This window comes from Methanoculleus nereidis, from assembly GCF_032944295.1.
Taxonomy (GTDB): Archaea; Halobacteriota; Methanomicrobia; order Methanomicrobiales; family Methanoculleaceae; genus Methanoculleus; species Methanoculleus nereidis.
Window position 1 is genome coordinate 163,905 of sequence record NZ_JABFFQ010000005.1, and the last position, 26,413, is coordinate 190,317.

Genomic DNA, 26,413 nt, shown 5'->3' on the forward strand with positions numbered 1-26,413 from the left:
AATCGCCATTGGGGGAGGGGCTGACGGGGAGGGGGGAGCATCCCCCCTCCCCTGTCTCTACCCCAGAAGGCTCTACCTGTACCCCCCACCCTGCCTCCTCCCTCGAAATCCGTGTTTGGGATGCAATCAATGACTCTCCAGAGGGCTTGAATCTGGATTCACGCCCAATTCAACGAGGTCGGTGTATCTTTTTTCGGGATTGCTTGCTCTTCCTCCCGCAACGATAACCCGATGAAAGGATCGCGGCAAAACAGTTATTCAAAAAAAAAGCACCCTTCAGGCGAACATCTCGCCGAAGGTGGTGTGGAAGTGGTGGCGATCGAAGTCAAGCGCAAGTTTGTCGATCGCCTTCATGAAATCATCGGTGTTGACCGAATCGCGCTCCATCCGGATGGCGAACATCCCCGCCTCCATGCATATCGCGCGGAGGTCGGCGCCGTTCTTCCCCTCCGTCAGCCGCGAGACCTCCGAGAGGTTGACATCCTCGCTGAGGTTCATATGCAGGGTGTGGATCTTTAAGATCGCAAGCCTCCCCTGGTGGTCGGGGAGCGGGATCTCGATCATCCGGTCGAACCGGCCCGGGCGGAGGAGGGCGCGGTCGAGGATATCGATCCGGTTCGTCGCCGCGACGATCTTGACATCGCCCCGGTTTTCGAACCCGTCCATCTCAGCGAGAAGCTGCATCAGCGTCCGCTGGACTTCGCGGTCCCCGGAGGTGGTCGAGTCGTTCCGGTGCGCGCCTATCGCGTCGATCTCGTCGATGAAGATGATCGACGGCGCCTTCTGCTTCGCGAGGTCGAAGAGTTCCCGGACCAGGCGGGCACCCTCGCCGATGTACTTCTGCACCAGTTCCGAGCCCACAACGCGGAGGAAGTGTGCGTTCGTCTGGTGGGCAACCGCCCGTGCAAGGAGCGTCTTCCCCGTGCCGGGCGGGCCATAGAGGAGCACGCCCTTCGGCGGGGAGATGCCGACCTTCTCGAAGAGTTGCGGTTTCGTCAGGGGGAGTTCGACGGCTTCCCGGATCTCCTCGATCTGCGGCTCAAGGCCGCCGATGTTCTCGTAGGTCTCCTCCGGGGACTCCACCAGTTCCATGCCGTAGATCTGCGCGTCGTAGCTCGTGGGGAGCACGTCCACGATGGCAAGGGACTGCTGGTTGAGCGTGCACCGCACACCCGGTTTGAGGAGATCGGGGTCGATAAGCTGGGACGTACGGACCAGAAACCGTGGCCCTGCACTGCTTCGCACAATCACCCGGCTGTTGTCGATAACGTCGGTAACGGTCCCGATCACAAGAGGAGGGCTTCGGAGCTGTTCGATCTCGCTCTTGAGTTTTCTGAGCTCCCGCTCGTAGCGGATCTTCTGGGTTTCAACGTATCGTTTCTCGGACTCCATCTGCCGGAACTGCTCGCGTAGCTCCAGATTTCGGTTTTCGAGGTTCGTAATCCGTTCCAGGAGATACTGGTAGATGTCTTCACCGGTATCCTTCTCTGGTGCCTGCCGAGCGATATCTCCCATGGGTCTCCTCGATTAATTATATAGGTTAAAATGAATATAAAATTGTTTGCGAGACTTATGCAGTGCGAACTATGCGGCGCTCCTATAGTGGGACCGTCGAAAACCATCCAGATCGAAGGTGCAGAGCTCTGCGTCTGCGTTCGATGTGCGAAACACGGTACAGAAGTCCAGCAATCGCGACGAAGAGGTGCCCCGCAGAAGAAGCCGGGACTCGCCGCCCCACAGGCCTCACGGAGGAGGCCACGGGACGTCTTTGACCTGATGGAAGGAGAACTCGTCGACGATTACGCCGACCGTATCCGGGCCGCCCGGGAAGAGAAGGAGTGGTCCACGCTCGATCTTGCCCAGGCAATCAAGGAGCGTGAGCTCCTGGTCAAGAAGATCGAGAAGGGCGATCTCATCCCCGAAGACGACGTCCGGAAAAAACTCGAGAGAGCACTCGGCATCAGGCTGATCGACTCGGCCGAAGACAGCACCTCCACGGGCGGGCCGGGCCGGGTGACCATGACCGTCGGCGACGTCATATCGTTCAAGAAGAGCCGGAAATAAGGCAATCACCATACTTTTTTCCCCGGGGACCCGCTCCTGGCCCGGATTCACCCCTCGCGCAAAAATCCGTCATGTTTTTATACAAGAACACGTAACGATATACCCAATGCGTGGTGAATGTTTTTTCGCCGGTGACCGCTTTTATCTCGGTTAACGGAGTAGCCACCACTTGCGCAGGAGCGACACGCCAGTTTTTGACCGCCGATATCCGTAACTCCGGAGCGGCAGCGTTCTATCGCTATTTTATCCCGTTTTAATTACTCCCGGAAGATTGTATCATCAAAATCCGGGGAGGACTATGGTTATGAGAGGAAAAGAGATTCGTCTGGAACGTATCATGGATCGGAACACCGGCAGGACCATCATCGTGCCGCTTGACCATGGGGTGACGCTCGGCCCCATCCCCGGGCTGGTCGACGTGGGGAGGACCATCGACCTGGTCGCCGAGGGCGGAGCGAACGCGGTCATCGGCCACGTGGGGCTTGCGCTGCATGGGCATAGGGGGCACGGGCGGGACGTCGGCCTCATCATGCATCTCTCGGCGAGCACGAGCATCGGCCCGGACCCGAACGACAAGGTGCTCGTCAACACCGTCACGAACGCCCTGAAGATGGGTGCAGACGGCGTATCGGTGCATATCAACGTCGGGGCAGACTCCGAGGCACAGATGCTCGAAGACCTCGGGCGGGTCGCGGTCACCTGCATGGAGTGGGGGATGCCGCTCCTCGCGATGATGTACCCGCGGGGCAGAAAGGTCAGCGACGAGCACGACCTCGAGAGCGTCAAACTCTCCGCACGGGTGGCGGCGGAGCTCGGCGCCGATATCGTCAAGACCGTCTACACCGGGGATGCGGACTCGTTCCGGGAAGTGACGAAAGGATGCCCGGTGCCGGTCGTGGTCGCGGGCGGTTCGAAGACCGATGATCGGGCGATCCTCGACCTGGTCGAGGGCGCGATGGAGGGGGGTGCCGCCGGGATATCGATCGGGAGGAACGCCTTCCAGCACCCGGCGCCCGATCGCCTTATCCGTGCCGCCGCACTGATCATTCATGAAGGGCGGTCGGCAGAGGAAGCCGTTGAGATTCTCCGGACGTGATGAATATGATTGGAAAAGAGATCCGCCTGGAGCGGATAATGGACAGGAACACCGGCCGCGCCGTGATCATCCCCATGGATCACGGGTTCACGATGGGCCAGATCGAAGGGCTCTGCAACATGACCGAGACGGTCAACGCGGTGAGCGAGGGGGGAGCGAACGCCATCGTCCTCCACAAGGGCATGGTGAAGGGAGGGCACCGGAAGCACGGAAAGGATATCGGGCTTATCGTGCATCTCTCCGCGAGCACCTCCTTAAACCCCGACCCGAACGACAAGGTGCTCGTCTGCACCGTGGAGGAGGCGGTCGCGCTCGGCGCCGACGCGGTCTCGATCCACATCAACCTCGGCGCGCCGAACGAATCGAGGATGCTCGAATCGGCGGGCGAAGTGGTGCGGGACTGCAACCGCTGGGGGATACCGCTCCTGATCATGATCTACCCCCGCGGCACGGGGATCGACCCTACCTCGCCGCAGTCGGTCGGGCACTGCGTCCGGGTGGCAGAAGAACTCGGTGCCGACCTCATCAAGACGAACTACACCGGGGATCCGGAGACATTCCGCCGGATCACTGCCGCCTGCTCGGTGCCGGTGATGATCGCCGGCGGCGAGAAGGGCGGTGATATGGAGACGCTCACGACCATCCGGGGTGCCATCGATGCGGGCGCGGCGGGGGTCTGCATGGGCAGGAACGCCTTCCAGCGCGGCGACCCAGCCCGGTTCATCGCTGCGATATCCCGGGTGGTGCACGAGGGCGTAAGCCCGGCCGAAGCCCTGGAGACTGAGCGATGAAACTCTTCTGGGTCGATCTCCGGCCGTGGAGGAAGGATCTCGCGACGACCGCGATCGAGAGCGGTGTCGACGCCCTGGTGACGGACGACGCAGAACGCGTCCGGGAACTCGGGCGGGTGACGACGGTCGGGGAGAACGGCGATCTCGTCCCCGGAAAGGACGTCTTCGAGGTCGAGATCGTCGACAAAGAATCCGAAGAGGAGGCGCTCCGGCTCTCCCGGCAGGGTCTTGTCATCGTCAGGACACGGGACTGGACAATCATCCCGCTCGAGAACCTCGTCGCGCAGTCGGACCGGATCGTTGCGGCGGTCGGAAGCGCCGACGAGGCGAAGGTCGCCCTGACCGTCCTCGAACGCGGGGCGGCGGGCATCCTCCTTGCGACCGATGATGCGGCGGAGGTCAGGAAGACGGCAGGCGTGATCGCCGGCGCCGGCGAAGAGGTTCCCCTTGTCCCGTTCGAGGTGACCCGGATCGTCCCCGTCGGGATGGGCGATAGGGTCTGCGTCGACACCTGCTCGATCCTCACCGACGGGGAGGGGATGCTCGTCGGCAACACCTCCTCGGCGTTCTTGATGGTGCACCCCGAGACCCTGGAGAACCCCTACGTGGCGCCGCGCCCGTTTCGGGTGAACGCCGGGGCGGTCCACGCCTACATCCTCCTCCCCGGCGGGAAGACCGCATACCTCGCCGACCTTGCGGTGGGGGATAAGGTGCTCGTCGCGGAGCACACCGGCCCGACCCATGACGCGGTCGTCGGCAGGGTGAAGATCGAGCGCCGCCCGCTCCTCCTCGTCGAGGCGAAGGCCGGCGACAGAACGGTGAGCCTGGTTCTCCAGAACGCCGAGACGATCCGGCTCGTCCGGGAGGACGGGACGGCCGTATCGGTCGCCGCCCTCACGGTCGGCGATACGGTGCTCGGCAGCGTCGCGGAGGGCGGGCGGCACTTCGGGGTCGCCGTCAAAGAGACGATCCTGGAGAAGTGACGCCATGCTTGCAGGCATCATCGGCGGCACGGGACAGATGGGGCGGTTCTTTGCCGGGGTCTTTGAGGCCGCCGGGTGGGAGACGATCGTCTCCGGGAGAAAGACCTCCCTCACCGCCCGCGCCGTCGCGGAGACGGCGGATATCGTCATGGTCTCGGTGCCCATCCGTGCCACCGTCGGGGTGATCCGCGAGGTTGCGCCGCTCCTCTCAGACGAGCAGGTCTTCTGCGACCTCACCTCCCTCAAGGTCGAACCGGTCCGTGCGATGCTCGCCTCCCGTGCGGAGGTGATCGGGCTCCACCCGATGTTCGGGCCGGGTGCGGCATCGCTCCGGGGCCAGACGATCGTCGCCACTCCTGCCCGGTGCAGCCCGGAGACCCTCGACGCCCTCCTCTCTGTCTTCCGCGACCAGGGGGCGGCGATCACCCTCTCGACACCCGAAGATCACGACCGGATGATGGCGGTGATCCAGGGGCTCACCCACTTCGGCACGCTCGCAAAGGCGGAGGCCATCCGCCGGACCGGCACCGACGTCGCGGAGACACTCCGGTTCACGAGCCCCGTTTACCGGATCGAGATGGGCCTCGTCGGACGGCTCCTCGCCCAGGACGCGGGGCTCTACGGCGACATCCTGCAGATGAACCCGGCCGTCCCGGAGGTGCTCGCGGCGTTCGAGGAGGCTGTCCGGATGCTCCGCGAGATCGTCGAGTCCGGGGACGACGAGCGGTTCCAGGCATTCTTTGCCGAAAACGCCGGCCATTACGCCTCGTACCTCCGGGCCGCAACAGAAGAGACGGACGACCTCATCAGCCACGTGGTGAGCCGATGACGGTCGCAACACTCGGGCCGGCCGGGACGTTCAGCCACGAACTCGCGGTAAGGCTCTACGGCGACGATATCGAACTCCTGCCGACGATCCGCTCGATCATCGGGCGCGTGGCGGCCGGCGGAGCGAGAGGGCTCGTCCCGATCGAGAACTCGGAGGCCGGCGGCGTCGGGGAGACGCTCCAGGGGCTGATGGAGTTCGAGGTCTCGATCACCGCCGAAGCCTACATGCCCGTCCGGCACCACCTTGCGGCCCGGGAAGACCCCGCACGCCTCTCGGTCATCTACGCCCACCCGCAGACGCACGAACAGTGCTCCATCCTCCTCGACGGCCTTGGGGTGGAGGTCGTGCACACGAGCAGCAATGCGGCAAGCGCGATGGCGATGCAGAGAGAGAGCCGCGCCGGCGCAGTCGTCTCGGAGACGGCGGCACGGATCTACGGCCTTCCGCTGGCCCTCCGGGACCTTCAGAACAGCAGGGAGAACACCACCCGCTTCGTCGAGATATCCGCTCTCCCTCGCGGGATTGCGGGAGCCACGAAGTGCAGCCTCCTCGTGGACCCCGAACTCGACCGGGTCGGGCTCCTTGCCGATATCCTTGGGGTCTTCGCCCGGCGCGGGATCAACCTGACCCGGATCGAGTCGCGGCCGTCCCGCCGGGGCATCGGGAGGTACATCTTCTTCATCGACCTCGAGGTCTCCGGAGGCTGGCGAGAGGCAAAGGAAGAACTCAAGACCATGACCACCGTCAGAGAACTCGGGTGCTACGCCCGTATGGAGGTGCCGATATGATCGTCCGCGTGTCGCAGACCGGCCCGGTCGACGCAACGTTTCAGGCACCGCCCTCAAAGAGTTACACCCACCGGGCGCTGATTGCGGGGGCACTCGCCTCGGGAAGGACGCGGATAGAAGGGCCGCTCCGGGCGGCCGACACGGAACTGACCGCCCGGGGGCTTGAAACCCTCGGGGTGCCGCTCGAGTGGCTGCCGGGGGAGATCACCGTCGCCGGTTGCGGCGGCACCTTCCCCACACCGGGAGAGGTGACCGTCGACTGCGGGAACTCCGGGACGACGCTGCGGCTCCTCACCTCGGCGGCGCTCCTCGCCCGGCACCCGGTGGTGCTGACGGGGAGTGCACGGATGCTCGAACGGCCGGTCGGTCCCCTTGCCGGGGCGCTCCAGGCCCTCGGCGGGGAGGTCGCGTTTGCCGGCGAGCCGGGGTTCCCGCCCGTCCGCATCTCCGGCAGGCTCCGGGGCGGGAAGACGGTGATCGACGGAAGCATCAGCAGCCAGTTCATCTCGTCCATCCTGATGGCGGCGCCCTACGCAGACGAGGACGTGGAACTCACGCTCCCGGCGATTCCGGCCTCGCGGTCCTACCTCGACGTGACCGCGGACGTGATGCTCCGGTTCGGCGCGCATATCGAGCGGCGGGGCTACGAGTGGTTCCGGGTGAAGAGCGGGGCAACCTACCGGGGACGGGGCTACCGGATCGAGGGGGACTACTCATCAGCGTCCTACCTCTTCGCGGTCGCGGCCGTCTGCGGTGGGAAGGTTGCGGTCACGGGCCTCTCCCCGGCATCGGTCCAGGGGGACCGGCGGTTCCTCGACGCCCTCGAGGCGATGGGGTGCCGGGTGACCTCCGGGAGAGACGCGGTGACGGTGGAGCGGACGGGCGACCTTCGGGGTATCGAGATCGATATGTCCTCGTCCCCCGACACCGTCCAGACGCTCGCGGCGGTGGCGGCGACGGCAGGGTCGCCGACGACGATCACCGGGACAGGGCACCTGCAGTACAAGGAGAGCAACCGCGTCGGGGTGACGGCGGAGACCCTCCGGCGGATGGGTGCGGGCGTCGAGGTCACGGAGGACTCCCTCACGATCACCCCCGCGCCCCTCCACGGGGTGGCCGTCGACCCGCACGACGACCATCGGACGGCGATGGCGTTTGCCGTGCTCGGCCTCGCGGTCGGAGGGATGGCGATCCTTGAACCGGAGTGCGTGGAGAAGTCCTTCCCGGGGTTCTGGGAGGCTCTTTACGGGGTGGGGCTGCTGTGAAGGTCGTCCTCGTGGGCTTCCGCGGAACCGGGAAGACCTCGGTCGGGCGGATCCTCGCAAACCGCCTCGGGGTGCCGTTCTTCGACACCGATGCGCTGGTCGAGCAGCGGGCCGGGATGCCGATCCCGGAGATCTTCCGCCGGGCCGGGGAGGCGCACTTCCGCGCCCTCGAACGAGAGGTTGTCGCGTCGCTCCGGACGGCGGAGGGCGTGATCGGCACCGGCGGGGGGGCGGTATGCGACCCGGCAAACGTCGCCGCCCTCCGGCGGCACGGCACGGTCTATCTCCTCACCGCCCCGCCCGGGGTCATTCATGAGCGGATCGCCGGGAGCGACCGGCCGGGTCTGACCGATCTGCCCCTGGAAGAGGAGGTACGCACGCTCCTTTCGCGACGAAACGAGGCATACCTTGGTGCGGCCGACGTCTGCATCGAGACCGGGAGGCGCACGCCCGCCGAGGTTGCCGGTATGATTCTCGGGCAGATCCGCGGGGAGAGCGCCCTCTCCCCCGACGAACAGCGCGAGCGGGATACTCTCCTCGGGAAGTTCGGGCTTGAGACCGTCCGGGAGATGATCAGGCGGGATCCCGGCCTCATGGTCTGCGGCATCGCCGGGAACCCCTGCGCCCACAGCAGGAGCCCGCTCCTCTACAACCGGCTCTTTCAACACTTCGGGATGAACTATCATTACACCCGCTTCGAGTGGCCGGATGCCGGGACGATCGTCCGCCTTGCGACGCTCCTCGCCTTGAAAGGCCTCTCCGTCACCATCCCGTTCAAGACCGACGTGATGCGCCATCTCGATGAGGTCGACGAGCACGCGATGGCGATCGGGGCGGCGAACACCGTTGTCCGGTGCGGCGGGAGGATGTACGGCCACAACACCGACTGGCTGGGGGTTCGGATCCCGCTCGCCCACCGGCGGGGCGCCCGGGCGGTGGTGCTCGGCGCCGGCGGGGCGGCGGCCGCGGCGGTCTACGCCCTTTGCTCGCTCGATATGGAGGTTACGGTGCTTGCCCGGACGGCGGACGCGGCACGGGGGCTCGCGGAGCGCTTCAACTGCCGGTGGGGGAGTCTGGAAGAGTTCAAGGGGGCCGACGCCGATGTAGTGATACACGCAACCCCGGTCGGGATGGAGCCCGACACCCGGAGCCTGCTTGCCGCGGACGACCTCGAGCGCGGGACGACGGTCTTCGACCTCGTTTACACCCCGCCGGAGACGCCGCTTATCAGGGCGGCGCGGGAGGCCGGGTGCGAGACGATACCCGGCACGGAGATGTTCGTCCACCAGGCGGTGGAGCAGTTCCGGCTGATCACCGGGATCGCGGTCACGCCTGAACTGGTGCGGGAGATGCTGGTATGAACACGTTCGGAAGAAACTTCAGGTGCACGACGTTCGGCGAGAGCCACGGGCCGGCGGTGGGCGCGGTCATCGACGGCTGCCCGCCCGGCATCCCCCTCGCGGAGGCGGATATCCAGCCCTACCTCGACCGGAGGCGGCCGGGGAAGAGCCCGCTCGAGTCCGGCCGGCAGGAGGCCGACCGGGTAGAGATCCTCTCAGGGGTTTTTGAAGGACGGACGACCGGCGCCCCGATCGCGCTTCTCGTCCGGAACCGGGACGTCCGGTCGGAGGACTACGACGCACTCCGGGACGTATTCCGGCCGGGGCACGCGGACTATACCTGGCAGGCGAAGTACGGGTTCCGCGATCACCGGGGCGGCGGGCGGAGTTCGGGCCGGGAGACCCTTGCCCGGGTCGCCGCCGGAGCGGTGGCGGTCCGCTGCCTTGCACCCTACGGCATCACGGTCCGGGGGAGGGTCGTCGAGGTGCACGCCGCGACGAAGCCGGAAGCGATGGAAGCGGAGATCCGTGCCGCCCGGGATGCGGGAGACTCCGTAGGCGGCATCGTCGAGATGACAGCCTCCGGGTGCCCGCCGGGACTCGGGGACCCGGTTTTCGGGAAGCTCGACGCCGCCATCGCCGGGGCGATGATGAGCATCGGTGCGGTGAAGGGCGTCGAGCTCGGCGAGGGGTTCGGCGCCGCGAGGCTCCTCGGGAGCGAGATGAACGATCCCATCGCTGAAGCCGGGTTTTTGAGCAACCACGCCGGCGGCGTCCTCGGCGGGATCAGCACCGGGCAGGATATCGTCGTCCGGCTTGCCGTCAAGCCGACGCCCTCGATACGCAAGCCGCAGCGGACCGTCGATACCGCCGGGAAGGAGCGGGAGATATCGGTCGAAGGGCGGCACGACCCCTGCATCGCACCGCGGATTGTACCGGTCGCGGAGTGCATGATGGCGATGGTTATTCTGGATGCGATGCTCGAGCAGGCGAAGTTTCGGGGGTTTGGCGGGGAGTAGGTGGAGCAGGTTCCAGGATCCCCGGCCTGCAGTCCTTTTAAATTCAGGCGCCCACCGGTCGCGTAAACCTGTATACTACCCGACGCTCCCACCAAACGAACGGAGTCTAACTATTTCGTATCCTGCGCACTCATCCACGGCTTCCCACTAAGTATCGCCATTGGGGGAGGGGGGGGCGTGCCCCCCTCCCCTGTCTCTAACTCATACCATTGATGCTCAAACTCACTGTGTTAACACCCCTCGTCAACCCCCACCTCACCCGGCCTCCGGCCTCCTCCTCCGCATCTAACAGTGCTCATGCTCCGGCCCCGAAAACGCTTCGCGTTTTCTCAAACTCCGGTCCTTCGGACCATCGCACCCTACGGCCCGTCGCACTCCGCCCCAAGGGGCGGAGGCAGTGCATGGCGACAGGCGATGCTCCATGGGGACATCGCTGGAGAAGACCGAAGGCCCTGGACTGGCGACTGGCCGAAGGTACGAGTCAGGAGCGTGAGAACGGCACCAGGGGAGCGTCGAGGACGCCGATTCGCGCTCCTTTCCCCCGGTCCCGCGATCACCGGACCAGGTACGTGGTCACCACCTTCTTCGCCGCGTCATGGAGCCTGCCGTCACCGGTCACCAGGCAGGTCCCGCACTGGACCGTAGCGGCAACAAAAAGGGCGTCGTAGATTGTGATCCCGTGGCTGCACGCCAGATCGTATGCCGCGGGCACCAGGTCACGGGCCGGTACCACATGGCAGGTCTCCCGGATGAATGCCTGAGAGTCGGCCAGGCTGGACCTGATGATATCCAGGTCCTGGCCGGAATGACGAACCCGTTTCCAGGCAACGTTTGCCACCTCGACGTATGCGAGATCGACCGTGGTACAATCGTGGCCCTCCACGATCTCGATTGCTCTATCCGTGATCCCCTCCGGGAAGAAGACGGCTGCAATGATGCACGAGTCCAGCACAACGCTATCGGGCATCGCGATCCTCCCGGATCAGGTCCGCGGCAGGGGGCCCTTCGTCCAGGGAGCGATGGGTTTCCCGTGCCCGTGCCAGGAGCTGTGCCTTGCGCCTTCTCCGTACCGACCGCTCGATGAAGGCACGAAGCTCGTCCTGCCATGTGGGATCGTCCAGCTCATCGATCATCTTCCGGACCCGGGAATCGATGCGGATGCTGTAGACAGAAGTTGTAGACATAATGTCATGTATACAGTTCCGGCATATAAACATTGAGAGCCTCCGGGGGAAGAACACGTACAGACCCGGCAGGATCACTCGCAGGGTCCGCCGGATCGCGGGTAAGACGGCTATATGCGTCGAGAGGGTAAAGAATCGCCGGGTCATCGGTGAAGGGGACCATGAGACCCCTCCCCTTCACTTCAGCAGATCCGCAATCTGCCGCATCTCCCGTATATGGTACTGCCCCTCGGCCGTCGGGGTGCCGGCATGGCTGAACGTGAACTCCGACCCGAAGAGGGGCAGGATTGCACGGGCGTAGCGGAACTCGGCGCCCATGATGCTCGTGCAGATGGGTTTCTGGGCCTGGTGGGTGAACATGACGAGTTCGAAGAGGTCCTCCCGGGTCCGGGGCTTCACGACGATCTTCGGTATGTCGCCGTAGGACCTGAGCATCTCCTCGATCCTCCCGAGCTCCGGCAGGCTGGGCATCTCGTTCGTGTGCAGCGACGCGAGGATCTGGACCCCCTGGCTCTTGATGAACGGCGCGTGGTCCCGGTATCGCGCCTCTACGTCCACGATATCGACGTATCGTGCGATCGGCCCGATGATCCTGACCCAGAGGTCCAGATCGCCGACAAACCGCCCTCCCTCCTCTCTGCTCCTGAGCGTGGCAATCAGCGGGATGTCGGTCTTCTCCCGGATAGCACGGACCTGGTCCAGCAGATCCCCCTCCATCCTGTCGAGCCTGATCTCGATGAACGTCGGGCTGTACGCCGCCACCTCATCGATAACGCCGGGGTTCTCCACAGAGACGACGATCTTCATACCTACCGGAGGTATTCCTGCCCTATCACTTAAAAGTCTGCCTGTGGCCTTTGCGGATCGGGAGCGGCTCCTGTTTCCGTCACTTCCCCACCGTACCGTAGCGCTCCAGCATGGCGGCGACCGTTCCGTCGAAGACACCCGGGAGCCGTTCCCGGAGCCTCTGCACCCCGGCCTCCGTGACGCCGCCGCCGGTCGCGACCTCCTCGACCAGGTCGCCGGGTGTCTTTCCGGTCTCCCGGAGGTAAGCGGCCGTTGCCGCAGCCATCTCCGTCGTCAGGGCCAGCGCCCGACCCGCTTCAAGGCCGCTCGCACGGGCTGTCGCGCCGGCAAGTTCCTCGATGATGGCGGCGAGCAGCCCCGGCCCGCAACTCGAGAGGAGGGTGGCCGCCGGGAGGTTCACCTCATCGACAAGCGCTACATTCCCGATGGACGAAAAGAGCCCCTCCGCCCGGAGAGCGTCGAGCATGCCCACCTGCCGCCCGTGGCAGACCAGCGTCGTCCCCTGCCCGACCGCGGAGGTGGCCGTGGGAACGACCCGGGTGACCGATCCCGAAAACAGCCCTTCGAGATCCTCGAGGCTGATGCCTGCGGCGAGCGAGACGACATGCTCGTCGCCGTCCATTACGGAGGCAATTTCGTTGAGAACGCCGCGCGTCTCCTGCGGCCTGACGGTGATGATGATGAGCCGGCACTGCCGGGCAAGTTCCCTGTTCGTTCTGGCGATGCCGATTCCCGGCCATGCTGCGGCGCATGCGTCCATGCTCTCCTGACGCTTAGACGCAACCATGATCTCATCGATGCCGAGCACGCCGGATGAGAGAAACCCGTTCACCAGCATGCTGCCCATGTGCCCGTAGCCGATAATTCCCACACGATCCATATCAGGCCTCCTCTTCACATCGCTCTGCTGCCAAAAAAGGATACCCCCCGCCGAGTATATAGGCCGGGGGGTCGAACGGTACGAAGCAGATGCCGCACAATCACCATCAGACATCCGGGCCGCCGGAACTGCTTGCGCCGGCCGGGTCGCCGGAGGCCCTGGCGGCAGCGGTTGCCGCCGGCGCCGATGCCGTCTACCTTGCCGGGCGACGGTTCGGGGCCCGGCACTACGCGGCGAACTTCTCCGACGAGGAACTCCGGTCCGCCGTCGACTACGCGCACCTCCGGGGCGTCAGGGTCTACGTCACCGTGAACACCCTCATCCGGGACGCCGAACTCCCCGACGTGGCCCGCTACCTCCTCTGGCTCTACGAGACCGGGGTCGATGCCGTTCTGGTGCAGGACGCCGGGGTGGCGTCGCTTGCCCGGGAGGCGGTCCCGGACCTCCCTCTCCATGCTTCCACCCAGATGGCGATCCACAACCGCGAAGGCGTGGCCCGGGCGGCACGGGAGGGGTTCTCCCGCGTGGTGCTGGCGCGGGAACTCACCCTTGCGGAGGTCGAGGATATCGCGGGGGTGCAAGGGATCGGCATCGAGGTCTTTGCCCACGGAGCGCTCTGCTACTGCTACTCGGGCCAGTGCCTCCTCTCCTCGGTCATCGGGGGGCGGAGCGGGAACCGAGGGATGTGCGCCCAGCCGTGCAGGAAGCCCTACCGGCTCGTGACCGCTGAAACGGACGATTACGGGCGCCCGAAAGACCTCCGGGCCGTGCCGGGAGAGGACCGCTACCTGCTCTCGACCCGGGACCTCTCGGTGTACCCGCGCCTCGACCTCCTCGCCCGTGCGCCGGTGGCGTCGCTCAAGATCGAGGGCCGGATGCGCTCGGTGGATTACGTCGCCACGGTGACGAGCATCTACCGGCACGCCCTCGACGCGATCGCCGCCGGGGAAGCCTGGTCGCCCTCGCGGGAGGATATGCGGGACCTCGCGCTTGCATTCAACCGGGAGTTCACGGAGGGCTACATCCTCGGCGCCAGCGATATCATGGCCCGCGACCGGCCCGGGAACAGGGGTATCCTGCTCGGCACGGTCACCGGTTACGACCCGCGGCGGCAGGAGGCGACCGTGCATCTTGCCGGCGATCTCGCGCCCCGGTCCGGCGATGGGTTGGCCTTCTGCACGGACGACCCCGACAGTGACGTGGGGGCGGTTGTCCGCGGCACCCCCGCCGTCCGCCGCGGTATGGTACGGCTCAGCGTCCCCGCGCCGGTCACGTCCGGCGCCAAAGTCTTCCTGACGAGGAGTGCGGACCTCGAGGAGCGGGCAAAGCGAATCATGGAAAAACCCCTGAAGCCGTTGCCGCTCGACGTGGCGGTCGTCTGGAAGGACGGCACGCCCTGCATGGAGGCGGTCGTCGCACAACACGGCGGCGAACCGCTCCGGGTGCGCTACCGCCCGGATCTCGTGATGGAGCCGGCACGGAGCCGGCCGCTTACCGGAGAGCAGATCGCGGAGCAGTTCGGGAAGACCGGGGGGACGCCGTTTACGATCCGGAATCTGGACCTCCGGTACCCCGGCGGGCTCTTTAGCCCGCTCGGGGAGTTGAACCGGGTCCGGCGGACATTCTTAGAAAGGGTCGAAGATGCCGTGCTCGCCGCACGGCGCCCGGGGGAGGATGCGATGCGTGCGGCCCGGGATCGGGTCGAAGCGGCGATTGCCGGGATGGAGCGGCCGGCAGGTTCTCACCGGAAATCCCGGCTTCCATCGGTCTCGGTCTACACCGACACCCTCGAGGGGGCGGAGGCCGCCGCGCGGAACGGCGCCCGCACCGTCTATATCGAGGCGGCAGACCCTGGAGTCCTTGAAGAAGCCGCCGCCGTCTGCCGGGAGGGGGGTGCGGACCTGGTCTGGAAGTGGCCGTCGATCACCCGTCGCGACTTCCTCGATGCGGCGGCCCCCCTCCTCCCGTCGCTCTACGATGCCGGCATCCGCGGGGTAATGGTGAGCGGGATGGGCGCCGCGGACGCGGTGCGGAGGACCGAGCCCCGGATGAGGCTCTACGGCGCCGCCGGGCTGAACCTCTGGAACCACCGCACCGCCGCGGAACTCGCGCCGCTCTTCCTGCGGTGCACGGCCTCCCCTGAACTCCCGGCCGCCGACCTTGCCGGGCTCGCGGCGTCGGCCGGGGATACCCCCGAACTCGAGGTGCTGGTGCAGGGCAACATCGAGGCGATGGTGACCGAGGACAGGCTCGCGGCGGCGGTCGCCGGAGAAGGGTTCCTGGGACTCCAGGACGGGCGAAACCGTGTCTTCCCGCTCCGGCGCGACGGCGAGGGGCGGACCTGCATCGCGAACGCCGTCGAAACCTCTCTCGTTGACCGCCTGCCTCAAATCACCGCGATGGACATCGACGCCGTCGCCATCGACGCACGGGGACGGGGGCCGCGTTACGCCGGGGATATGGCCCGCCTCTACCGGGAAGGGATCGGTGCGGTGGGTCGCCGGGAGCCGGGCGTCCTCTCCGGGCTCAAGGACGAGGTGAAACGGCGGGCGCTCGGGGGCATCACCGGCGGGCACTTTGTCCGAGGGCTTCTGGAGTGAGCTTCCGCCAGATCCCTCCTAAATTTTCTTATCCTGCCGATCACGAGACAGAGCAGGGTTCAGGAATACCAGCGTACTTTTGATGACAGAACGTCGTTCCCCAGACCTAGTAAGTAAGGCGTTCCAAAACGCCTCTGAGGTCGCGTCGACCACAGGCTCGATCAATGGAAATGGTGGCGTCGGATGCAGAAGTAGTGCATTCCTTTCAGAACAGTTCTTCTCAGGCTTGCCCGGTACACTGGACCGTGGGGATATCGCCACGCGGGGAGGGGCTGACGGGGAGGGGGGGCATGCCCCCCCTCCCCTGTCTCCATCCTATAAGGAGACGTGTAACCCCCACTCCACCCGGCCTCCGGCCTCCTCCCCCGCCCCTGGGGGCGGGGGCAGTGCGTGGCGATAGCCGATGTTCCTACGGGACATCGGTGGAGAGGATCGCAGATCTTTGGACTTGCGACGTTCCTCTGGAATGGGGCTCTTGAACCGTAGATACAACTTGCGACTGGCTCAATTACTTCAGGCTTGTCATGTCGCTTATGTTCACGTCCTTCACCTGGTCGCGCTCTATACTCTTCGAAGTTTTCGAACTCTGCTGCATATAAGTCGTGGCCACCCCGCGCTTACCCACCAAGCGATCCACCCTCTCAGCCCCCGTCACCGGCATCAGAGTTAATATCAGGGGGAGCAATCTATCAGTCAGACGTGATGGATATGGATTCACCGTTCATTCTGGTCAATCTCAAGACCTATCAGGAAGGTATGGGCAGCAACGCTCACCGGATCGCCGCTGCGGCCGAGACCGTGGCGAGGGAGAGCGGCGCCGTCATCGGCATCGCGCCGGTCTTCACCGAAATTCACCCGATGAGCCACCACTACGCGATACCCGTCTATGCCCAGCATATCGACGCGATCACGCCCGGCGCCCATACCGGCCACATTCTCCCGGAAGCCGTCAGGTCGGCGGGCGCACGTGGCACCCTGATCAACCACTCCGAGCGCCGCCTGACTCTCGCCGATATCGACGCCTGCGTCCAGGCGGCCCGGAGGCTCCACCTCGAGTCGGTCGTCTGCACGAACAACGACTCCACCAGCGCCGCCGCCGCAGCGCTCGGCCCCGACTACGTGGCGATCGAGCCCCCGGAACTGATCGGGAGCGGGGTCTCGGTCTCGAAGGCCGACCCGGGGATCATCGAGCGGTCGGTCAACGCTGTTCGGGCGGTGAACCCGGATGTGAAAGTCCTGACCGGGGCCGGCATCCAGTCGGGCGAATGCGTAAAAATAGCCGTCGACCTCGGGACCTGCGGCGTCCTCCTCGCCTCAAGCGTGGTCAAGGCCGACGATCCCGAAGCGGTCCTCCGGGACCTGGTCTCAATGCTCTAGAACTCAGGTTATGAGCGATATCAGGTCGTGCTTGGTGATCACACCCTGCACCTTCCCCTTCTCGATAACAACGACCGCGTGGCTGTGGTGCAGGAGATGGACGACCGTATCGATGGGCGCCGTCGGAGGAACCGTCGGGAAACCGGGCTCCATGTAGTCCTGCACCAGCTTCCGGTGCGTCTGGTGAAGCCCCCCTTCTTCCATGGCGTTCATGATCGCCGACTCGGATATGCACCCGAACGGCACCCCGCTCTCGAGCACCGGCAGCTGGGAGATGCCGTTTTTGCCCATGATCTCGACAGCACGGCTGACAGGGTCGTCCGGGGCGACGGAGAGCACGGGTGCGTTCATCACGTCGGCCGCCGTGATTGCCGAATTCTCGGCTGCCTGCAGGACTTCCACGATCCTCGCAAGCGTGCTCACCCTTGGGTCCACACTGCCCGCCTCGATCCGCGCGACCATGGACTGGCTTATTCCTGCCATACGGGCCACATCTGCCTGCTTTAAGCCCATACGGAGCCTTTTCTCCCGCAGTTCCGCCGGGGTAGGTATCTCCATCTTATTACTAATGGTAATTTTTTCATATATATATTTGCCTCATGACACTCCCGCACCGGTGCCGGCGCGTCCCCGGCAGCCGCCGGAAGAGGTTAATATACCCCGGGGCGCATGAGGGAGTATGGCCGTAACAGAGGAGGAGCAGCAGAACGTCCTCGCAAAGGTCCGGGATATACTCTCGACCTACTACACCCGGGACGCCGTCCGGAGCGAACTGGAATCCCTCGGTTTCGAGGTCAAAGCCGAACACGGGGACGTCATATCCATGGAGAACGCGCCCGCCGAGGTCTTTGTCCAGCTCTTCATGAACGAACGGGGCGACGTCTTCGACTCGCATGTCGTGACGTTTGAGGAGATCGAGCTGAAGCCAAAGGGTGGTTGAACTACCATAAAAGTGTTTCATAGTGAAGAGTGGGAGGAGTAAGCCTCCTTCTGTTCAGTGCGGCATTCAGCTACGCGCCATACCTGGGCGGATACCAGACGATCCATATGCCCGATTCTGGCTTGCACCCGCAGGGATTCACCGTTTCATCGTATCCCGCCGCTACGTTCAACGAAGTGCGCGGAAACCCGCGCCGCTCGCCCCCCGGACGGAGGGCTCGGTCGTTTCATCACTGACGGCGGGCCGTGTCGTTTCTGTGTCATTGCCGTGACTCTCGCCACCCGCACTTGCATGCGGCTGCGTGTCTGGCCGGTGGGAGGACTTTCCTCAGCAGCACAGGATGTGCCACCGTCGGCCGCACTCTCCCTCTCCCTTATAATATTTTGTGGTGAGAATATAAAGCCGTACGGGTATCCTGCCCGGGCTCACCCCCGCCGCCGGGCACCGCGGGACGATCTGCGGCGACCTACGTACCTGCCGCGCATCTCCCCGCCACCGGGATAGATTTATATACGGGTTCCCGGGTCTTACCATTGGCGTTACCATGGGGGGGAGCGAGGCCTATACACACCTGGAGCTTGCGGCGATCTTCGCGGCGTTTGTTGCCGTAACCACACTCTTCTCGCTCGTCTCGCTCGGAGCGAGCTTCATGGACGTCGGATCCTCGTCCGATCCGGGTGAATACCCGGTCCTGGTTGCAGGCGAACCACGTCTTGCGCCGGCCGGGGAAGTCACCGGCTCCTCGTCGATTCCGGGGCTCTCCGGAACCTTCGTCGATACCGTCGCCGTCCGCGTCGTCCATACCGGGGAAGGCGAGGCCGTCGACCTCTCCCGGGCCACCGTTACGGTCACGGCAGGAACTTACCTCGAGGTCCTCACGCCTTCAGGGAGCTCTTTCTCGGAGCCGGGAACGTGGTCGGCGGCACTGCCCGGGGGCGGAACCCTCCTGTTTCCCGGAGACGAGTGCACGATCCGGCTCTGCCTCGACCGCCCCGTCTCTCTGGACGAGGCCCTGACTGTCCTGGTGCGTCCCGAAGGCAGCGCACCCTGCTCGATCACCGGACGGGTCAGAATTCCTGCGGCCGACGCTGACGCTCTCTCTTCTCCTGATAAAGACTAAAAGTATTCAATATCATACGACCCATTTTGATGGAAATGCTGACCCCGGAAGAAGGCAGAACGGCAGTTCGTCTGGCACGCAACGCCATCGAGAAAGCCGTCGACGGCAAACGGACGGAGCTTCCCGTGCGTTCCCCGATCTTTGGGGAGAAACGCGGCGTCTTCGTCACGCTCAAGCGGCAGGGACGCCTCCGCGGATGCATCGGCCTCCCGTACCCGATAAAACCGCTTGGCGACGCGATCCTTGAAGCGGCCGTATCGGCGGCCCTCGAGGATCCCCGGTTTCCCCCGGTATCGCGGTCGGAACTCGCCGACCTCGACCTCGAGGTGACGGTGCTCACGCCCCCCCGGCCGCTCGACTGCCCGCCGGAGGAGCGCCCCGGCTGTGTCGATGTCGGGAAGCACGGCCTGATCGTCAGCGGTCTCGGGACCGGAGGGCTCCTCCTTCCGCAGGTCCCGACCGAGTACGGCTGGAGCAGCAGAGAGTTCCTCGACCAGACCTGCGTCAAGGCCGGGCTTCCGCCCGGGTGCTGGAAGCGCGCTGACGTCGCCGTGCAGACGTTCGAGGGGCAGATATTCGAAGAAAAGGCGGTTTAAACCGAATGGCAATTACTTTTGAAGTCATACACAAAGATATCGCGGGAAGGGTCGGCAAACTCAGGGTGAACGATAAAACAGTCCGGACGCCCGCGCTCCTCCCCGTCGTCAACCCCCACCTCCCCCTGGTCACCCCCCGCGAGATGCAGGAGATGGGCGTCGAGGCGCTGATCACGAACGCCTACATCTTCAGGCGGAGCACCGAATTCCACGACCGGGCGCTCGCGGAAGGGCTTCATGGCGTCCTCGACTTCGACGGCGTCGTCATGACCGACTCGGGCTCGTTTCAGCTCTCCGTCTACGGGGAGGTCGAGGTGAGCAACCCCGACACGCTCGAGTTCCAGCAGGCGATAAAAAGCGACATCGTCGTCCCCCTGGACATCCCCACCCCACCGGACGCAGGGCCCGGGAGAGCGGCACGGGAACTCGCGGTCACGATGGAGCGGATCCGCGAGGCACAGGCTCTCTTCCCCGACGCGAACCTGGCAGCGCCGGTGCAGGGCGGCATCTTCACCGACCTCCGCGAGGAGGCGGGCCGGGCCGTCCGGGACCTCGACTTCACCTTCGCTCCCATCGGTGCCGTGGTGCCGCTGATGGAGAGCTACCGCTACAAAGAACTCGTTCAGGTCGTCCTTGCGGCGAAACGCGGGCTCTCCCCGGGTACCGCCGTCCACCTCTTCGGCGCAGGCCACCCGTCGATGTTCGCCCTCGCGGTCGCCATGGGCTGCGATCTCTTCGACTCGGCCGCATACGCCCTCTTTGCACGGGAAGGGCGCTACATCACCCCGCACGGGAGCCTCAAGATCGACGAGCTCGCCGAACTCCCCTGCGCCTGCCGGGTCTGCCGCTCGATGACCGCCGACGAGCTCCGGAAGTCCGACGACCGGGAGCGGCTGCTCGCTCTCCACAACCTCCACGTCACTCTTGCGGAGATCGCCCGCATCCGGCAGGCGATCCAGGACGGGACGCTCTGGGAACTCGTCGACGAGCGGTGCCGGGGCCACCCGCGCCTGCTCGACGGCTACCGGGAACTCCTCGCTCACGCTGCGGAACTCGAACGCGACGATCCCGTCTCCAAGCGCCGGTTCTTCTACCGGGGCTCGGAGACCTGCCGGAGAACGGAGGTGCTCCGGTTCCACGAGGTCATTCCCCGCATCCCCCTTGGCGAGCGGGTGCTGGTCTCGTTCGACGGGCGCGAGGTTCCCGGGTTCGACACCGTCCTGAACTTCAAACCACCCTTCGGGCCCTACCCCGTGGAACTCGCGGAGACCTTCCCGGTAGGCCAGAGCGAGGTCCCGGAATGGGACGACGATATGGTCCGGTCGGGATGCGCAGGCATCCGGGCGCTGATGGAGGCGCACCCGGAGAAACGGTTCGCCGTCCGGTGCGGTGAGGAGTGGGCGCCCCTCGTCCTCGAAGAGGTGCCCGGTGCGGAGGTGCTCCATGAGCAGGTATGAGGCGGTAAAGCGCGACGGCCTCGCGCGGATAGGAACCTACGATCACGAAGAGACGGTCGTATCCCTCCCCGCCGCCCTCGATACGGACGCCCTCTTTCCCACGCTCCGTGAGCGCTCTCTCTCGAACGTCCCGCTCGCCATCGACCCGGCGTTCGTGGAGAACTACTTTTCCCCCGGCGAGGGGCAGCCGGTGGCCGTCCACCCGCTCGCCGCCTCGGCGGATTCGGGCGACTGCGTCATGGTCGCGAACTGGCACACGGCGGAGAAAAACCCCCGGAGTTACGCGGGATGGCTTGCCGGCTTGAAAGAGAAGATCCCGCCGGATACCGCGTGGTACGCCCCGGCTGCGGCGCTCCCCTCGACCGCCTGCCTCCTCGTCTACTCGGGCTTCGACCTCTTCGACTACCGGGGTGTCGACCTCGCTTCCGCGCAGAAGAAGTTCTGCCTGCCGGAAGGCGAGTTCCCCGCATCGATGATGGAGACCGGGGTCTGCGGGTGCGAGGGGTGCCGGGAGGGTGACCTTCTCCGGCACAACCGTCTCGCGCTCGACCGCGAGCTCGCCCTCGTCCGGCACTACATCGAGGCGGGGAGGCTCCGGGAACTGATGGAGGCCCGGTGCCGCACGGACGCCGCACAGGTCGGCATCCTCCGGTTCCTCGACCGCAACTACGCGCTCATGGAGCGTTCCCTCCCGGTGGCGCGGGCGGTGCCGATGGGGGCAAACACGGCCGAGTCGCAGAACAGGGCGGAAGTCCGGCGGTTCGCCGACCGGGTGATCGAGCGGTTCGTCCCGACCAGAACGGACGTTGCGGTCCTCCTCCCCTGCTCGGCGAGGAAGCCCTACTCGCTCTCCCGGAGCCACAAGCTCTTCGTGAACACGGTGAACCGGCGGGCGCACGAACTGATCGTCACCTCGCCCCTCGGCCTCGTGCCGAGAGAACTCGAGCGGGTCTACCCGGCGGCGCACTACGATGTGCCGGTGACCGGCTACTGGGACCGCGAGGAGTGCGCCTTCATCGCCGATATCCTCGCCCGCTACTTCGCCGCCCACCCCTACCGCCGGGTGATCGCCCACCTCGAGGGCGGCGCGCTCACCGTCGCGGAGATGGCGGCGGAAGCCTGCGGCATCGACCTCGAGGTGACCTGCGAGGGCCACCCGACGTCCCCGGGTTCCCTGCGGGCATTAAACGCCGCCCTCGAAGGCGAGCGCCGGATGCAGACCGACACCATCCGCGGCACGGTCTCCTGGCAGTTCGGGACGGAGATCAACACAAAGGGCCTCCAGGTCCGGGGGAGGAGCATGCAGATGGCGGTGCTCCGCGGGAAGCAGCAGCTCTTCAGCATCGACCCCGGGACAGGACTCTTCCGCCCGACGTTTGCCGGCTGGGACCTGATACCGGAGGGCTACCGGGTCAGGATCGACGAGTTCGTGCCGCAGGGCGACGTCCTCGCTCCGGGCATCACGGGCTGCGACTCCCGGATACGGGAAGGCGACGAGGTGCTGGTCGAAGGCCCGCTCGCGATCGCCACCGGGCGGGCGATGATGGGTGCGGACGAGATGCTCCGGTCGAAGCGCGGGGTCGCGGTGCGGGTGCGGAAGGTGAAGAAGCTCGGGGAGTGAATGAGCCGGGGGATTCGCTTCCCCCTGGGCTCATGTTTTGTGGCGCTCAAATTTAGAATCATCACGGTCCATTGTCTTTTGCGCCTGCGACGTTCAAGGGTTGAAACTGGCGAGCGAGGAAAAATCCCGGTACAGTGGACCGTGGTGGATATCGCCATTGGGGGTGGGGCTGACGGGGAGGGGGGAGCATCCCCCCTCCCCTGTCTCCACATACTAAAGGATTCCTGCAACCCCCACCCCGCCCGGCCTCCGGCCTCCTCCCCCGCCCCGGGGGGCGGGGGCAGTCATGGCGATAGCCGATGGATATCCGTGTTACGGAAATGTGTGAGTAGCAAGAGTTTTAACCCCCAGCAAGAGGTCAAACACGTTCCCGATACCCACGGCCTCAAATCCGTGCTGCCAATCCCAACAAAAAAAGAACGACAGGATCCCCTGCCCTGAAAACCCAAAAACCCTTACTTCCTCGGGACGAGCTTCACCGCCGTCCCGTAAGCGAGGAGTTCCGCCGCGGTCGCCATCGTCTGGGACGTCGCGAACCGGACGTTCACCACCGCATCGGCCCCGAGGTCGCGCGCGGAATTGACCATCCGGTTGTACGCCTCGGTCCGGGCGTCGGCGAGCATGGTGGTATACTCCTGGAGTTCGCCGCCGACGAGGCTCTTGAGCCCGGCCGTGATATCCCTCCCTACGTTCTTCGTCCGTACCGTGTTTCCGAAGACCACGCCGAGGATCTCCCCTACGGCGTAGCCCGGAACCTCTTCAGTCGTCGTCAGTATCATGCCTCGTTCACTCCCTGATTGGTTCGATGGTCTCCTCACGCCCCCGCCAGATGATCAACGCGAGACCGATCACGATGAGCGGGATGCCGAAGATAGGAATTAGCAGTGCGAGCACCACGCCGATGACGGTCAGTGCAATACCCCAGATTACCTGGCTCCGCATACCAATTCCTGTGACGGATCAACGGATAACCGTTCGCGTTTTTTACTCCGCATCCATCTTCGCTCCGGCCGATCATGGGGTACGGTTCAAGGCGGAGGAGCTGCAGTAAAGAGGCAGAAGTCACAATATGTACGAAGCGTTAGATGCATTTTGACGTCAAGACGACCAACATCATCAGGAGTGAATCGGTTGTATACGATAGAATTGGCGACCAAACTCGCCGACCGGGTTTATGAATATTGGATACGTGCGCCGCAGGTGGCGCAGCATGCACGGGCAGGCCAGTTTCTCATTGTGCGCCTGCATGAGGCGGGCGAGCGGATACCGCTCACCATCTCCGCGGTCAGGGGAGACACCGTCCGGGTGATCTTCATGACCGTCGGCAAGACGACCGAGGAGCTTGCGACCCTCGGCGCGGGCGACAGCATCAGCGACGTCGTGGGACCGCTCGGCAAACCGAGCGAGATCGAGAACTACGGCACCTGCTGCGTCATCGGCGGCGGTGTCGGGATCGCGAGCACGCCCCTCATCGCAAAAGAACTCAAAGATGCCGGCAACCACGTCATCGGGATCATCGGTGCGCGGAGCGCAGATCTCCTCATCCTGGAGGACGAGATGAAGGAGATCTGCGACGAGCTCTACATCACGACCGACGACGGGAGCAAGGGCGTCCACGGGTTTGCAGCCGACGTCCTGAAGAAACTGCTCGAGGAGCGGAAGATCGACCGGGTCTGGATCATCGGCCCCGCTATCATGATGAAGGTCACCTCCGGCGCGACGGTGCCCTACGGCGTGAAGACCTACGTCAGCCTCAACCCGATCATGGTCGACGGGACGGGGATGTGCGGCTCCTGCCGGGTGACCGTCGGCGGGGAGACGAAGTTCGCCTGCGTCGACGGCCCCGAGTTCGACGCCCACCAGGTCGACTTCAACGAGATGATGCAGCGGCAGCGGATCTACACCACGCAGGAGAAGGAGTCGCTCGAGAGGTTCGCAGAACACCGGTGCCGGTGCGGCGAAGGAGGCCACCACCATGAGTGACCGGTCGGCCGACGTCCGGATCAAGGACTTCAACGAGGTCGACTGCGGTCTTTCGCCTGCCGAGGCCGTCGCCGAGGCGGAGCGGTGCCTGCAGTGCAAGAAACCCCTCTGCGTAACCGGCTGCCCGGTCAACATCGACATCCCCGCGTTCATCGGGCATGTCGCGGAGGGGAACTTCTCCACGGCCGCACGGGCGCTCAAGGAGCAGAACATGCTCCCCGCCATCTGCGGGCGGGTCTGCCCGCAGGAGACCCAGTGCGAGGGCGTCTGCATCCTCGGCAACAAGGAGACCCCGATCCGGATCGGCGCGCTCGAGCGGTTCGTGGCCGACTGGGAGCGGGAGAACGACCCCACCCTCCCCGACGTGGCGAAGCCGACCGGAAAGCGGGTGGCGGTCGTGGGCTCCGGCCCGGCGGGGCTGACGGCTGCGGCCGAGCTCGCCCGCGCCGGCCACGCCGTCACGATCTTTGAGTCGCTCCACGAGGCCGGCGGGGTCCTGACCTACGGCATCCCCGCATTCCGGCTCCCGAAGAATGTCGTCAAAGCGGAGGTCGAGCAGGTGCTCGCCCTCGGCGCCCGGTTGAAGAAGAACCATCTCGTGGGGAGGAGCGTCAGCACAGATGAACTCCTCGGCTACGACGCGGTCTTCCTCGCGACCGGGGCGGGGCTCCCCGCGTTCATGTGCATCCCCGGGGAGAACTTAAACGGCGTCTACTCGGCAAACGAGTTTCTGACGAGGGTGAACCTGATGCATGCCGACGCGTTCCCGGAGTTCGACACGCCGGTTCTGCACGGGGGCCGCGTGGCGGTGATCGGCGGCGGCAACGTCGCGATGGACTCCGCACGGGTAGCGCGCCGCCTGGGGGCGAAGGTCTCCCTGATTTACCGGCGCGGCGAAGATGAGATGCCGGCACGGAAGGCCGAGGTCGAGCATGCGAAGGAGGAGGGGATCGCGTTCTATACCTGCACGAACCCGACCCGGATCCTCGGAGAGCAGTCCGTCACCGGCGTCGAGTGCGTGAAGATGTCCCTCTGCGGCCTCGACGCGAGCGGCCGGCGGTCCCCGGAGCCGATCGAGGGGAGCGAGTTCACCCTCGACGTGGACATGGTGATCCAGGCGATCGGCACGAGCCCGAACCCGCTCCTCGTCTCCCTGATCCCGGGGCTTGAGCGCGCCCGGAAGGGCAACGTCGTCGTCGACGAGAACGGCCGAACCTCGATCCCCCACGTCTACGCCGGCGGGGACATCGCCACCGGCGCGGCGACGGTGATCGAGGCGATGGGCTCGGCGAAACGCGCTGCGGCGGCGATCAACGCGATGCTGAAGGAAGAGTAATTACTCTTTTTCGTGGGGTTGGGCCGGGGCTGAGTTTGGGTGGTTTGCCTGCACTGGCCGGTTCTGCTGCAAATGCTGCAGTGAGATTCAGGCTTCTCATGCTCCGGTTTTTTAAGATCTTCAATTCTCTCTTTTCAGACATCCTGCCTGCCGTCCCTCAGAGCATCCTATCCAACCATCAACGGCTTTCCATCGGGTATCGCGTCTGGGGGGTGGATAGGGCCCGGAGGGAGGCCGCGCGGTTCTGACTGCTATGACGTTCTGGCGCCGGCCCGTCGCGCCGCCGGGAAAAAAAGAAACCTTATTCTGTCCACATCGTAACATTGTAGCAAACGAG

26 protein-coding genes and 1 other RNA gene are annotated in these 26,413 nt (G+C 65.2%); 18 read left to right on the forward strand and 9 right to left on the reverse strand.

Translation table 11 applies throughout. From position 1 onward, the window contains the following. Positions 1-276: 276 nt before the first annotated feature. Entirely contained in the window at positions 277-1,515 is a 1,239-nt protein-coding gene (locus HL657_RS08265; RefSeq protein WP_317296347.1) for a proteasome-activating nucleotidase, read from the reverse strand. A 57-nt stretch (positions 1,516-1,572) separates the two neighbouring features. Between HL657_RS08265 and HL657_RS08270 the strand changes: the two genes are divergently transcribed. From HL657_RS08270 to aroC, 9 genes are all read left to right on the forward strand, one after another. Further along, positions 1,573-2,064, forward strand: coding sequence for a multiprotein bridging factor aMBF1 (locus HL657_RS08270; protein WP_317296348.1), 492 nt, complete (start codon positions 1,573-1,575; stop codon positions 2,062-2,064). A gap of 304 nt (positions 2,065-2,368) precedes the next feature. Beyond that, complete coding sequence (locus HL657_RS08275; RefSeq protein ID WP_317296349.1) at positions 2,369-3,160, forward strand: 2-amino-3,7-dideoxy-D-threo-hept-6-ulosonate synthase; 792 nt, start codon at positions 2,369-2,371, stop codon at positions 3,158-3,160. Positions 3,161-3,165: 5 nt separating this feature from the next. Continuing rightward, complete coding sequence (locus HL657_RS08280; RefSeq protein WP_317296373.1) at positions 3,166-3,951, forward strand: 2-amino-3,7-dideoxy-D-threo-hept-6-ulosonate synthase; 786 nt, start codon at positions 3,166-3,168, stop codon at positions 3,949-3,951. After that, positions 3,948-4,934 (forward strand): 3-dehydroquinate synthase II, encoded by a 987-nt coding sequence (locus HL657_RS08285; RefSeq protein WP_317296350.1) that lies wholly within the window; start codon positions 3,948-3,950, stop codon positions 4,932-4,934. Before HL657_RS08280 ends, HL657_RS08285 begins: the two co-directional genes overlap by 4 nt. Before the next feature lie 4 nt (positions 4,935-4,938). Further along, positions 4,939-5,763 carry a prephenate dehydrogenase/arogenate dehydrogenase family protein gene (locus HL657_RS08290; protein ID WP_317296351.1) on the forward strand — a complete coding sequence of 275 codons (825 nt, stop codon included), beginning with the start codon at positions 4,939-4,941 and terminating at the stop codon, positions 5,761-5,763. Continuing rightward, a complete protein-coding gene (locus HL657_RS08295) occupies positions 5,760-6,551 on the forward strand; it encodes a prephenate dehydratase (protein ID WP_317296352.1) in 792 nt (263 codons plus the stop codon). Before HL657_RS08290 ends, HL657_RS08295 begins: the two co-directional genes overlap by 4 nt. Continuing rightward, on the forward strand, positions 6,548-7,816 hold the full coding sequence (gene aroA / locus HL657_RS08300; RefSeq protein ID WP_317296353.1) for a 3-phosphoshikimate 1-carboxyvinyltransferase: 1,269 nt from the start codon (positions 6,548-6,550) through the stop codon (positions 7,814-7,816). Before HL657_RS08295 ends, aroA begins: the two co-directional genes overlap by 4 nt. After that, a complete protein-coding gene (aroE, locus tag HL657_RS08305; protein ID WP_317296354.1) occupies positions 7,813-9,177 on the forward strand; it encodes a shikimate dehydrogenase in 1,365 nt (454 codons plus the stop codon). The genes aroA and aroE overlap by 4 nt, the downstream gene beginning before the upstream one ends. After that, positions 9,174-10,175 (forward strand): chorismate synthase, encoded by a 1,002-nt coding sequence (gene aroC, locus HL657_RS08310; RefSeq protein WP_317296355.1) that lies wholly within the window; start codon positions 9,174-9,176, stop codon positions 10,173-10,175. The genes aroE and aroC overlap by 4 nt, the downstream gene beginning before the upstream one ends. 553 nt (positions 10,176-10,728) lie before the next feature. On the opposite strand, the gene HL657_RS08315 is transcribed toward aroC, so the two are convergent. From HL657_RS08315 to HL657_RS08330, 4 genes are all read right to left on the reverse strand, one after another. Further along, positions 10,729-11,142, reverse strand: coding sequence for a type II toxin-antitoxin system VapC family toxin (locus HL657_RS08315; RefSeq protein ID WP_317296356.1), 414 nt, complete (start codon positions 11,140-11,142; stop codon positions 10,729-10,731). Beyond that, complete coding sequence (gene vapB / locus HL657_RS08320; RefSeq protein ID WP_317296357.1) at positions 11,132-11,359, reverse strand: type II toxin-antitoxin system VapB family antitoxin; 228 nt, start codon at positions 11,357-11,359, stop codon at positions 11,132-11,134. Before vapB ends, HL657_RS08315 begins: the two co-directional genes overlap by 11 nt. Before the next feature lie 177 nt (positions 11,360-11,536). After that, positions 11,537-12,166, reverse strand: coding sequence for a type I 3-dehydroquinate dehydratase (locus tag HL657_RS08325; RefSeq protein WP_317296358.1), 630 nt, complete (start codon positions 12,164-12,166; stop codon positions 11,537-11,539). 79 nt (positions 12,167-12,245) lie between these two features. Then, positions 12,246-13,046 carry a pyrroline-5-carboxylate reductase family protein gene (locus HL657_RS08330; protein WP_317296359.1) on the reverse strand — a complete coding sequence of 267 codons (801 nt, stop codon included), beginning with the start codon at positions 13,044-13,046 and terminating at the stop codon, positions 12,246-12,248. Positions 13,047-13,135: 89 nt separating this feature from the next. On the opposite strand from HL657_RS08330, the gene HL657_RS08335 reads away from it, so the two are divergent. Continuing rightward, positions 13,136-15,646: a U32 family peptidase gene (locus tag HL657_RS08335; protein ID WP_317296360.1), complete on the forward strand. Its 2,511-nt coding sequence runs from the start codon at positions 13,136-13,138 to the stop codon at positions 15,644-15,646. A 708-nt stretch (positions 15,647-16,354) separates the two neighbouring features. Continuing rightward, positions 16,355-17,023 (forward strand): triose-phosphate isomerase, encoded by a 669-nt coding sequence (gene tpiA / locus HL657_RS08340; RefSeq protein WP_317296374.1) that lies wholly within the window; start codon positions 16,355-16,357, stop codon positions 17,021-17,023. 3 nt (positions 17,024-17,026) lie between these two features. Here the strand turns inward: tpiA and HL657_RS08345 are convergent, their stop codons facing one another. After that, complete coding sequence (locus HL657_RS08345) at positions 17,027-17,581, reverse strand: CBS domain-containing protein (RefSeq protein ID WP_317296361.1); 555 nt, start codon at positions 17,579-17,581, stop codon at positions 17,027-17,029. Between the two features lie 121 nt (positions 17,582-17,702). On the opposite strand from HL657_RS08345, the gene HL657_RS08350 reads away from it, so the two are divergent. Beyond that, on the forward strand, positions 17,703-17,963 hold the full coding sequence (locus tag HL657_RS08350) for a hypothetical protein (RefSeq protein WP_317296362.1): 261 nt from the start codon (positions 17,703-17,705) through the stop codon (positions 17,961-17,963). A gap of 27 nt (positions 17,964-17,990) precedes the next feature. Here the strand turns inward: HL657_RS08350 and rnpB are convergent. After that, an RNA gene (gene rnpB, locus HL657_RS08355) (RNase P RNA component) lies at positions 17,991-18,334 on the reverse strand. Positions 18,335-18,507: 173 nt separating this feature from the next. On the opposite strand from rnpB, the gene HL657_RS08360 reads away from it, so the two are divergent. Genes HL657_RS08360 through arcS form a run of 4 tightly spaced genes read left to right on the forward strand, consistent with a single transcriptional unit; the run spans position 18,508 to position 22,757 of the window. Next, positions 18,508-19,083 (forward strand): hypothetical protein, encoded by a 576-nt coding sequence (locus HL657_RS08360; protein WP_317296363.1) that lies wholly within the window; start codon positions 18,508-18,510, stop codon positions 19,081-19,083. Positions 19,084-19,112: 29 nt separating this feature from the next. Continuing rightward, positions 19,113-19,679 carry a TIGR00296 family protein gene (locus HL657_RS08365; protein WP_317296364.1) on the forward strand — a complete coding sequence of 189 codons (567 nt, stop codon included), beginning with the start codon at positions 19,113-19,115 and terminating at the stop codon, positions 19,677-19,679. 5 nt (positions 19,680-19,684) lie between these two features. Continuing rightward, entirely contained in the window at positions 19,685-21,136 is a 1,452-nt protein-coding gene (gene tgtA / locus HL657_RS08370) for a tRNA guanosine(15) transglycosylase TgtA (RefSeq protein ID WP_317296365.1), read from the forward strand. Further along, the gene (gene arcS, locus HL657_RS08375) at positions 21,123-22,757 is read left to right on the forward strand and encodes an archaeosine synthase subunit alpha (protein ID WP_317296366.1); all 1,635 of its coding nucleotides are present in this window, start codon (positions 21,123-21,125) and stop codon (positions 22,755-22,757) included. The genes tgtA and arcS overlap by 14 nt, the downstream gene beginning before the upstream one ends. 455 nt (positions 22,758-23,212) lie before the next feature. On the opposite strand, the gene HL657_RS08380 is transcribed toward arcS, so the two are convergent. Further along, positions 23,213-23,536, reverse strand: a complete 324-nt coding sequence (locus HL657_RS08380; protein ID WP_317296367.1) for a YbjQ family protein — start codon at positions 23,534-23,536, stop codon at positions 23,213-23,215. A 7-nt stretch (positions 23,537-23,543) separates the two neighbouring features. Next, positions 23,544-23,699, reverse strand: coding sequence for a hypothetical protein (locus HL657_RS08385; RefSeq protein ID WP_317296368.1), 156 nt, complete (start codon positions 23,697-23,699; stop codon positions 23,544-23,546). Positions 23,700-23,879: 180 nt separating this feature from the next. On the opposite strand from HL657_RS08385, the gene HL657_RS08390 reads away from it, so the two are divergent. Further along, positions 23,880-24,740 (forward strand): sulfide/dihydroorotate dehydrogenase-like FAD/NAD-binding protein, encoded by an 861-nt coding sequence (locus HL657_RS08390; RefSeq protein WP_317296369.1) that lies wholly within the window; start codon positions 23,880-23,882, stop codon positions 24,738-24,740. Continuing rightward, positions 24,733-26,076, forward strand: coding sequence for an NADPH-dependent glutamate synthase (gltA, locus tag HL657_RS08395; RefSeq protein ID WP_317296370.1), 1,344 nt, complete (start codon positions 24,733-24,735; stop codon positions 26,074-26,076). The genes HL657_RS08390 and gltA overlap by 8 nt, the downstream gene beginning before the upstream one ends. Positions 26,077-26,413 lie beyond the last annotated feature (337 nt).

Coding starts and splice junctions, on each gene's coding strand:
- tgtA (WP_317296365.1), top strand. CDS start 19,685: ATGGCAATTACTTTTGAAGTCATACACAAAGATATCGCGGGAAGGGTC.
- HL657_RS08360 (WP_317296363.1), top strand. CDS start 18,508: ATGGGGGGGAGCGAGGCCTATACACACCTGGAGCTTGCGGCGATCTTC.
- HL657_RS08325 (WP_317296358.1), bottom strand. CDS start 12,166: ATGAAGATCGTCGTCTCTGTGGAGAACCCCGGCGTTATCGATGAGGTG.
- HL657_RS08335 (WP_317296360.1), top strand. CDS start 13,136: ATGCCGCACAATCACCATCAGACATCCGGGCCGCCGGAACTGCTTGCG.
- HL657_RS08350 (WP_317296362.1), top strand. CDS start 17,703: ATGGCCGTAACAGAGGAGGAGCAGCAGAACGTCCTCGCAAAGGTCCGG.
- HL657_RS08380 (WP_317296367.1), bottom strand. CDS start 23,536: ATGATACTGACGACGACTGAAGAGGTTCCGGGCTACGCCGTAGGGGAG.
- vapB (WP_317296357.1), bottom strand. CDS start 11,359: ATGTCTACAACTTCTGTCTACAGCATCCGCATCGATTCCCGGGTCCGG.
- HL657_RS08285 (WP_317296350.1), top strand. CDS start 3,948: ATGAAACTCTTCTGGGTCGATCTCCGGCCGTGGAGGAAGGATCTCGCG.
- HL657_RS08290 (WP_317296351.1), top strand. CDS start 4,939: ATGCTTGCAGGCATCATCGGCGGCACGGGACAGATGGGGCGGTTCTTT.
- HL657_RS08385 (WP_317296368.1), bottom strand. CDS start 23,699: ATGCGGAGCCAGGTAATCTGGGGTATTGCACTGACCGTCATCGGCGTG.
- arcS (WP_317296366.1), top strand. CDS start 21,123: ATGAGCAGGTATGAGGCGGTAAAGCGCGACGGCCTCGCGCGGATAGGA.
- HL657_RS08275 (WP_317296349.1), top strand. CDS start 2,369: ATGAGAGGAAAAGAGATTCGTCTGGAACGTATCATGGATCGGAACACC.
- tpiA (WP_317296374.1), top strand. CDS start 16,355: ATGGATTCACCGTTCATTCTGGTCAATCTCAAGACCTATCAGGAAGGT.
- aroA (WP_317296353.1), top strand. CDS start 6,548: ATGATCGTCCGCGTGTCGCAGACCGGCCCGGTCGACGCAACGTTTCAG.
- HL657_RS08365 (WP_317296364.1), top strand. CDS start 19,113: ATGGAAATGCTGACCCCGGAAGAAGGCAGAACGGCAGTTCGTCTGGCA.
- HL657_RS08270 (WP_317296348.1), top strand. CDS start 1,573: ATGCAGTGCGAACTATGCGGCGCTCCTATAGTGGGACCGTCGAAAACC.
- HL657_RS08315 (WP_317296356.1), bottom strand. CDS start 11,142: ATGCCCGATAGCGTTGTGCTGGACTCGTGCATCATTGCAGCCGTCTTC.
- HL657_RS08345 (WP_317296361.1), bottom strand. CDS start 17,581: ATGGAGATACCTACCCCGGCGGAACTGCGGGAGAAAAGGCTCCGTATG.
- HL657_RS08280 (WP_317296373.1), top strand. CDS start 3,166: ATGATTGGAAAAGAGATCCGCCTGGAGCGGATAATGGACAGGAACACC.
- HL657_RS08265 (WP_317296347.1), bottom strand. CDS start 1,515: ATGGGAGATATCGCTCGGCAGGCACCAGAGAAGGATACCGGTGAAGAC.
- HL657_RS08330 (WP_317296359.1), bottom strand. CDS start 13,046: ATGGATCGTGTGGGAATTATCGGCTACGGGCACATGGGCAGCATGCTG.
- aroC (WP_317296355.1), top strand. CDS start 9,174: ATGAACACGTTCGGAAGAAACTTCAGGTGCACGACGTTCGGCGAGAGC.
- gltA (WP_317296370.1), top strand. CDS start 24,733: ATGAGTGACCGGTCGGCCGACGTCCGGATCAAGGACTTCAACGAGGTC.
- HL657_RS08295 (WP_317296352.1), top strand. CDS start 5,760: ATGACGGTCGCAACACTCGGGCCGGCCGGGACGTTCAGCCACGAACTC.